Annotated in this window: 3 protein-coding genes; 2 read left to right on the forward strand and 1 reads right to left on the reverse strand. The window is 63.9% G+C overall.

The features are described from left to right. On the forward strand, positions 1-912 hold a 912-nt coding region (locus KDH09_00890; GenBank protein MCB0218223.1), incomplete at its 5' end, for a hypothetical protein. A gap of 3 nt (positions 913-915) precedes the next feature. Here the strand turns inward: KDH09_00890 and KDH09_00895 are convergent. Then, positions 916-3,033 (reverse strand): Rne/Rng family ribonuclease, encoded by a 2,118-nt coding sequence (locus KDH09_00895; protein ID MCB0218224.1) that lies wholly within the window; start codon positions 3,031-3,033, stop codon positions 916-918. 390 nt (positions 3,034-3,423) lie between these two features. Between KDH09_00895 and KDH09_00900 the strand changes: the two genes are divergently transcribed. Further along, a complete protein-coding gene (locus tag KDH09_00900; protein MCB0218225.1) occupies positions 3,424-5,559 on the forward strand; it encodes a 4Fe-4S dicluster domain-containing protein in 2,136 nt (711 codons plus the stop codon). The last annotated feature ends 338 nt before the right edge of the window (positions 5,560-5,897 follow it).

Below are 5,897 nucleotides of genomic sequence, written 5' to 3' on the forward strand. Positions count from 1 at the left end.
GCGTCCTTCGCCTTTGAGCCCCACTGGAATCCCGCGCGCACGATGATCGCCTTTACCCGGATCAACGTCGCCACCAAGGCGCAGCGCATGCTCAGCCTCTACGACGTCGAGCAGGACAAGGTCATCGACGTGGCGACCATGAAGCCCGAGGACTGGACGGGGTACGGATTCTCGCCGACGTGGAGTCCGCACGGCGACGCGCTCGCCTTCAAGGTGCGCAACAGCGACGAGGGCGCCGCCGTCTATGTCGTTTCGGTAAAGCACGGCAAGGCCACCCGCATCCTGCCCGACGTGGCGGGTGAGATCGGCGAGCTCTACTGGAATGAAAAGGGGCTCTTCTTCTCGGTGCGCGAGGGCGGCCCGAAGGGCCCGGCGCGGCGGCTGCGCTGGGTGGAGTTGCCGCCGGTTTCGGATCTCGTGACCATCGATCCGCTCGCCCTGGCGCGCCAGTCCGTGGACGTGGGAGAGGGAAGCGAGCCGCGCTACTACGACGGGTCGCTCTATTATCTTCGTTCGAGCAAAGATCACTCGCAGCAGTTCGATCTGGTGCGCGACGAACTGGTGGGTGCCGAGCCCGAAATCGTTCTCTCCGGCGTGGGGCCCTACTTTGAGATCGGTCCCGATGGAACAATTGCCTACCAGAGCGATCCCACGGGCGGATCGCGCCCGGTGCGGCTGACCATCCTGCGACCGGGCCAGAGCAAGGGCGAAGTCACCCGCGTCTCGGCCTTCCGCTTCCGTTTCTCACCCGACGGAAAGAGGCTGGCGTGCCTGTGGCTGGTGGGCGGACGTCCGGGTTACTTCGTCTACGACCATCGCTCCAAAGAGATCTGGGCGCTCTCGGCCTTCCGGGGCGACTTCACCGCCGATGCGCTGGCGAGTCTGGTGAACCGCCCGCTCTTCGACTGGTAGCGCCTACTCGGCCTTCTTGGCTTTTTTCTTCGTGGTTTTTTTGGCGGCCTTCTTGGTCGCCTTTTTTGCGGCCTTTTTCGGAGCCTTCTTTGCCGCGGCCTTCTTGGGTGCCTTCACCGCTTTTTTTGCCTTCTTGGCGGCGGGTTTGGCCTCTTCGCGCGCGGGAGCAGGCTGCGACGCCGGTTCGGGTCGGGGCTGAGGCTGCGCGGGGCGCTCTTGCTGCGCGCGCTCCTCATTGCCGTCCGACTTGCCGGCCTGTTGGGATTGCGGCGCGGCATCGGGTGCGCCCTCGGGCTTGCGCTTGCGGCGATTGCGTCCGCCGCGCGATCCGCGGCGGCGTTTTTTGCGCGGCTGCTCTTCGCCGTTCTCGCCGCCGCCATTCCCATTGCCATTAGCGCGCGCTTCGTTGCCGCGGTTCTCGTTGCCACTTTGCTGCCGGGGCTGGTTATCCGGCCTGCGTTCCTCACTCTGGCGGGGACGCTCTTCCTGGCGCGGGCGATCCTGCTGCCGGGGGCGCTCTTCCTGACGAGGGTTCTGCTCCTGGCGGGGTCTTTGTTCCTGCCGGGGGCGCTGCTGATTCTGGCGCTCGTCGCGGCGCGGCTGTTCGGGTTTCTTCTCCGCCTGCGGGGCCGGGGTGCCGCCCTCGATGCGGATGATCGCCGGCGATTCCAGCGAGAGCTCCTTGCTCGGCTGGATCAGGATTCGCTGCGAGCGCGCCGCTTCCATGCTGACCAGCTCGGTGCGCCGTTCGTTCAGAAGATAATTGGCTGCAACCTCCGAGAGCTTTACGCGAATCTCCGCGCCCGGGTTGGCGCGCGCGGCGCTGGTGCGAATCTCGCGCAGGGCCGAGACGGCCGAGACCTGCGGGCTGGGCACCAGGCCGCTGCCGTTGCAGTGGGCGCAGGTGACAAAGCCCGTGCTGGCACCGGAGGTGCGCATGCGCTGGCGCAGCATTTCCAGCGTGCCGAAGCGCCCGATCTTGCCCAGCGTGGTGTTGGCCTTGTCGGGCTTGATGGCGTCCTTGAGTTCCTTCTCCACCTGCGCGCGGTTCTTGCGATCGCGCATGTCGATGAAGTCGATGACGATGATGCCGCCCAGGTTGCGCAGGCGAAGCTGGCGGGCGATCTCGCGCGCGGCCTCACAGTTGGTCTTGAGAGCCGTGTCCTCGATCCCCTTCTCGCCGCGCAGCTTGCCGGAGTTCACGTCGATGGCAACGAGCGCCTCGGTCTGGTCGATGACGATGGAGCCGCCGGAGGGAAGCTCCACCTTGCGGCCGCGGGTGCGGGCGAGCTGGCTCTCCACGCCGAAGTGCGAGAAGAGCGGCATCTCACTCTCGTAGAGGGTGACGCTCTGCGCGACTTTCCTGGACAGGCTCAGCTCGGTGAAGCGGCGAACTTCCTCGAAGGTCTCGGGCTCATCGACCCAGATTTTCTCGACGTCGGCAGTGTAGTAGTCGCGCACCGCGCGGATGACCGTGCCGTGGTCGGCCCAGACAAGACCGGGGCGGTCCTGCGAGCGGTACTGGCCGACGATGTCCTTCCAGAGTTTTTCGAGGAAGCGGAAGTCCTTCTGGAGCTCGGTCTTCGTCGCCGTCGTGCCGGCGGTGCGGACGATGAGGCCGACGTCCTTCTCGCCCTTGATGGAACGAATGGTTTCGTTGAGCTTGGCGCGCTGCTCGGGCGAATCGATCTTGCGCGAGACGCCGCCCGACTCGCCGCCGGCCAGATACACGAGATAGCGACCGGGAAGCGCGACATAGGTCGTCATGGCCGCGCCCTTGGGGCCCATGGCCTCGCGGGTGACCTGGACGAGAATTTCCTGACCCTTTTCGAGCTTCTCGTCGGAGAAGGTGCGTCCTCGCCCCTTCTTCTTCTGGATTTCGGTCAGAACGGCGCCGCTCACTTCACCCAGCGGCAGAAAGCCATTGCGCTCGGCGCCGTAGTCGACAAACGCCGCCTGCAGGGCGGGCTCGACCCGCACGACGCGGGCCTTGTAAACATTTCCCTTGATGGTTTCGGAATCGGGGGACTCGAAGTCGATTTCCTCGAGTCGGCGGTCCTTGCCCAGGATGGCGACCCGAATCAGATCGGGGTCGCGGGCATTGATCAGTAATTGTCTCACTCAGCAGATTCTTTCGTCTTCGGCCCGCTGCGGGCTGTGCGCGCGGGGCCGGTGTGGGGGGTGTCCCTTTTCGCCCGGGTCGCTGTTGTGAATAGCGCTCAGTGCCGGGGCCGCGCGACGCGAAGTCGCCGCTGCGGTTGGGAAACCATTGATATTATTGGGGTGGTTCAGACCCGGCGGGAGGCCGCCCAGAGATCGTTCTCAGGTGAATTGCTTCTTTCTATCCGCTCGGAGCCGGGCTGGAACCCCCATGCTCAAAGCGCGCGCCCTCAATGCTGCAGGTCCTTGCGTTGACCTTGCGCGCGGGCCCGTGATAAAACGCCCGCGGGTCGCGTCACTCGCAACCTATTATAAGCACACAGGTTTTTCCTAGCAAGGGAGCTGCTCCACATGAATGAAACACTCCTGTACGGCCTCAAGCCGGAGATGGTCACCAAGCCGCCGTTCTTCAATCTGCCGATGCCTTTCGCGCAGATCTTCATGTACGTGCTGGCGGGCGTGGCCACCGCCCTCTTTGTCATCGGCTTCTGGGGCCGGGCCAAGCTCTGGCTCAAGGGCCGTCCCGAGAACCGTTTCGACAACCTGGGAGAGCGCGTCAAGGCCCTCATCCTCGACGGCTTCGCACAGCGCAAGATCCGCACGCGCAAGCTGACGGGCTTTGCCCACACACTGGTGTTCTTCGGTTTCCTGCTGCTCTTCATCGGAACCGACATCGTCTTCCTTGAATACGACGTGCTCGACCACTTCGGCCTGGGCATCTGGTTCGGCGGTTTCTACCTGTGGTACTCGGTCATTCTCGACGTTGCGGGTGTCGCCTTCCTGACGGGCCTGGCGATCTTCTCGTATCGCCGCATGGTGAAAAAGCCCTTCCATCTTGGCACGACCAAGGACGATAAATTCCTGGTGATGCTGCTCTACTCCATCGGCATCACCGGTTTCCTGCTCGAGGGCGTGCGCATGGCCTACGGCATGGAGCTGGCCGACGGTACCTGGGGTATGGAGCCCTGGGCAGCCTGGTCGCCGGTCGGCCTCATCGTTGCGAAAATCTTCCACGCGGTGGGCTTCGGGATTCACTCCGACAAGACCACCGGCGCGCACACCGTCATCTGGGTCGTGCACATGCTGCTGGTGATGGGCTTTATCGCCTACATCCCGCGCTCGAAGCTCCTGCACATTCTCACCAGCCCGATGAACATCTTCTTCAAGAGCTTCAAGCCTTCGGGCAAGATGGATACCCCGTTCCGCCTGATGCGTTTCAACGCCGAGGGCGAGCTTGAAGAGAACGAGGACTTCGACGAGGACGACCTCCTCAACGGCTCCTACGGGAAGCTCGAAGACCTCTCGTGGCGCCAGCTTCTGGAGTTCGACGCCTGCACCAAGTGCGCGCGCTGCACCATCGAGTGCCCGGCCACGCTGGCGGGCCGCAATCTCTCGCCCATGCATTTCATCCAGGACATGCGCGTGGCGATGACCGAGCAGCTCGGCGGCGGCCAGAGCGAAGAAGAGCGCCGTCCCCTCGTGGGCGACGACGGCGTGATCAATCCCGAGACGCTCTGGAGCTGCACCACCTGCAACGCCTGCGTGCAGGCCTGCCCGGTGATGATCGAGCACGTCGACATCTACATGGGCATGCGTCGTCACCTGAACAACGAAATGAACCTTCCGCCCCACGTGGTGGAGACCCTCAAGAACATCGGCAACCAGGCCAACCCCTGGGGCATCGCGCGCAGCGACCGCATGGCGTGGGTCTCGGATTCGCCGATCAAGCCGGTCACCCTCGAAGAGAACCCCGAGCCCGACGTCCTCTACTGGATCGGCTGCGCGGGCAACCTCGACGACCGCAACCAGAAGGTCACCCAGGCCATCCTGAAGATCTTCGACAAGGCCAAGGTCAATTACGCCATTCTCGGCAAGGACGAGCAGTGCACCGCCGAAGTCGCCCGCCGCATGGGCGATGAGGGCACCTTCCAGCAGTACGCCTTCGAGAACATCATGACCATGAACATGATGGGCATTAAGAAGATCGTCACCGCCTGCCCGCACTGCTTCAACACGTTCTCGAACGAGTACCCCGAGCTGGGCCTCGAAGCGAAGACGGTTCACCACAGCGTCTACATCCGCGAGCTCATCGACAGCGGCCAGCTCAAGATCGAGAACAAGCTCAGCGACGAGAAGATGACCGTGCACGATTCGTGCTACCTGGGCCGGCACAACAACGAGTATCGCGCCCCGCGCGACCTGCTCGAAGTGGCCGGCGTGAACATCCTGGAGATGGATCGCTCCCACGAGCGCGGCCTGTGCTGCGGCGCCGGCGGCGCGAACATGTGGTACGAAGTCACCGAAGAGGTGGCCATCAACCAGCACCGCACCCAGGAAGCGGTCAACACCGGCGCCGACGCCTGCGCGACGGCCTGTCCCTACTGCATGTCGATGTTCGTCGACGGCGGCAAGAAGCTCGACATCGAAGAGACCTTCAAGAGCGAAGACGTCGCAGAAGTCGTCGCGCGAGCTGCCGGCTGCGAATAAGCGACAAGTAAACGGCATTCCCCCAAAAACGGGCCCTAATCGGGGCCCGTTTTTTTGTGACAATGTGCGGTCCATCTCGGTCCATCGTGGGCCATCTTGGGTCATTACGGGTCATCTCGGGTCACGGGCGGTTGCGCGGCGGAGAGAAAGCCTCACAATGAAGTGAGGCGCCCACCGCCCCCGCTCCCCCTCCGGGGGAGCTGTCGCCGAAGGCGACTGAGGGGGTGCCGGTGCCTGCACAATGCAGCGCTGATCGCCGTCTGCGCGCCCCCCTCAGTCCGACTTCGCTGAAGCTACGTCGGACAGCTCCCCCCGCAAGGGGAGCAGGGAAGGAATTA

This window comes from Chrysiogenia bacterium (assembly GCA_020434085.1).
In the GTDB taxonomy this organism is placed as follows: Bacteria; JAGRBM01; JAGRBM01; order JAGRBM01; family JAGRBM01; genus JAGRBM01.

What these genes read in the sequence shown, in the direction of transcription:
- KDH09_00900 (MCB0218225.1), top strand. Translation starts at nt 3,424, where the DNA reads ATGAATGAAACACTCCTGTACGGCCTCAAGCCGGAGATGGTCACCAAG.